The organism is Shewanella sp. ULN5 (assembly GCF_030731885.1).
Lineage (GTDB): Bacteria > Pseudomonadota > Gammaproteobacteria > Enterobacterales > Shewanellaceae > Shewanella > Shewanella holmiensis.
Genome location: NZ_JAPJEE010000001.1, coordinates 44,795 through 47,128 on the forward strand (window position 1 = coordinate 44,795; position 2,334 = coordinate 47,128).

A 2,334-nucleotide genomic window follows, 5' to 3' on the forward strand; every position below is an offset into this window, starting at 1 on the left:
AATGGGACACTGTTGATACCTTATACTCTGTATCGAGTGAATACTCATCGATGCCTGTAGGCTAAACATCAATGCTAATTGCCACATAACAACAAGGATTCTATCCCCTGTTACCGCCGACTCTTTATAAACCAAAGTGGGCTGTGTCCTAAGCGCTCTTTCTAGACGAATGGGACACTGTTGATACCTTATACTCTGTATCGAGTGAATACTCATCGATGCCTGTAGACTAAACATCAATGCTAACTTCCATCAAGAAGTGATTAAGTAAGTGGTGGAGCTACACGGGATCGAACCGTGGACCTCTTCACTGCCAGCGAAGCGCTCTCCCAGCTGAGCTATAACCCCGTCTTACTTAAATAACAATTCAGATACGCTGCCAGAAATTACTGAGCTGTGTCTCAACTGCGAGGCGCATTCTATGCAGCATACCTTAATGTGTCAACTCGTTTTTTAGGAATTTATTCTATCTGCTACAAAATCAATCGCTTTGGATATTCTTTCAACAGATCTGTCTTTGCCAATCAAAAACAAGGTTAAATCTAAAGCAGGAGATTGCCCGGCACCCGTTACCGCAACACGTAACGGCATACCAACCTTACCCATACCAACATCTAGTTCAGCGGCTGTCGCTTCAATAACTGCATGTAATGATTCTACAGTCCAATCAGATAAAGCTTCCAACTTTGCTTTTACTAACGTTAATGGTTCTAAGGCAACACCACGAAGGTGTTTTTTCGCCTGCCCTTCATCAAACTCAGCAAAATCTTCAAAGAAGTAACGACTAGAAGCCGCCAGCTCTTTTAGTGTTTTTGCACGTTCAGAAAGTGCAGTCACGACTTCTGTTAGTGCAGGCCCATTACTGGTATCAATTTTCTGGTCATCCATATGCCATGCTAAATGAGAGGCAACATATTCTGGCGCTAATGATTTAATATAGTGCTGATTTAACCAATTCAACTTGTCGGTATTAAAAGCAGAAGCGGCTTTATTAATATCATCCAATTTAAATAGGCTGATCATTTCATCCATTGAAAACACTTCTTGATCACCATGAGACCAACCTAAACGCACAAGGTAGTTCAATAGGGCTTCAGGTAAATAGCCATCGTCACGGTATTGCATGACACCCACGGCCCCATGACGTTTTGATAATTTAGCACCGTCGTCACCTAAAATCATCGAAACATGTGCATACTCAGGAATTGGCGCGCCTAATGCTTGCAAAATGTTAATTTGACGAGGTGTGTTGTTAATATGGTCTTCACCACGTACAACGCACGTGATCCCCATATCCCAATCGTCAACCACAACACAGAAGTTATAGGTAGGTACACCATCGGTACGTTTAATGATTAAATCATCAAGCATACTGTTAGCAATTTCAATTCGACCACGTACATGGTCATCAAAAATAACGCTACCTTCTGTTGGGTTTTTAAAACGCACAACAAATGGCTCATCAGTGTCACGTGGTGCTAAATCACGACAACATCCATCATATTTTTGTTGTTCACCGTTGGCAGCTTGTTCTTCACGTAAAGACTCTATACGTTCACGCGAGCAATAACATTTATATGCAGTGCCTTTCTCTAACATTTGCGCAATGATCTCGTTATAACGATCAAAACGCTTAGTTTGATAATAAGGACCTTCGTTCCAGGTTAAGCCTAACCAGTTCATGCCATCTAAAATAGCATCACAGGCTTCTTGCGTTGAACGTTCAATATCAGTGTCTTCAATACGTAAAACAAATTCACCGTTGTTTGCTTTTGCATGTAACCATGAATAAAGTGCTGTACGTGCACCACCAACGTGTAAAAAACCTGTAGGGCTTGGAGCAAAGCGAGTCTTAGTCGTCATAATCGGACACTAACCTATATAAAGAAGTCTGTATAAGCATGCTGGCCTAAACCACAAACAGACGAGGATAAAAATGTGGCCGATATTCTAACAGCCAACGCGCTAGGTTGAAATGGGCGATTGTCGAATCATGCTGCGTTTTTCGTTAAAAATAAAAACCAGTCTGTTTAACAAAACGCCAAACGGCACAAAAATAGCACTATCGTAATATTTTTAGCGAAAAATCGTTGACAGCTTTTCCTTGCTCCCTATAATACCGACCCACACAGCATGAGGTCGCTTAGCTCAGCTGGGAGAGCACCTCCCTTACAAGGAGGGGGTCACTGGTTCGAGCCCAGTAGCGACCACCATAATTTCATTGAAGAAATTATTAATTGTTGTTGATTATATTCTCAGGTCGCTTAGCTCAGCTGGGAGAGCACCTCCCTTACAAGGAGGGGGTCACTGGTTCGAGCCCAGTAGCGACCACCA

General features: G+C 42.4%; 1 protein-coding gene and 3 tRNA genes. 2 read left to right on the forward strand and 2 right to left on the reverse strand.

From position 1 onward, the window contains the following. Positions 1-272: 272 nt before the first annotated feature. Positions 273-348 (reverse strand) — tRNA-Ala (locus tag ORI98_RS00170). Between the two features lie 105 nt (positions 349-453). Beyond that, a complete protein-coding gene (gene gltX / locus ORI98_RS00175) occupies positions 454-1,863 on the reverse strand; it encodes a glutamate--tRNA ligase (RefSeq protein WP_261299764.1) in 1,410 nt (469 codons plus the stop codon). 274 nt (positions 1,864-2,137) lie between these two features. On the opposite strand from gltX, the gene ORI98_RS00180 reads away from it, so the two are divergent. Both ORI98_RS00180 and ORI98_RS00185 read left to right on the forward strand, forming a co-directional pair. Continuing rightward, positions 2,138-2,213: transfer RNA gene (locus ORI98_RS00180), tRNA-Val, on the forward strand. Positions 2,214-2,258: 45 nt separating this feature from the next. After that, a tRNA-Val gene (locus tag ORI98_RS00185) sits at positions 2,259-2,334 on the forward strand.

What these genes read in the sequence shown, in the direction of transcription:
- gltX (WP_261299764.1), bottom strand. Translation starts at nt 1,863, where the DNA reads ATGACGACTAAGACTCGCTTTGCTCCAAGCCCTACAGGTTTTTTACAC.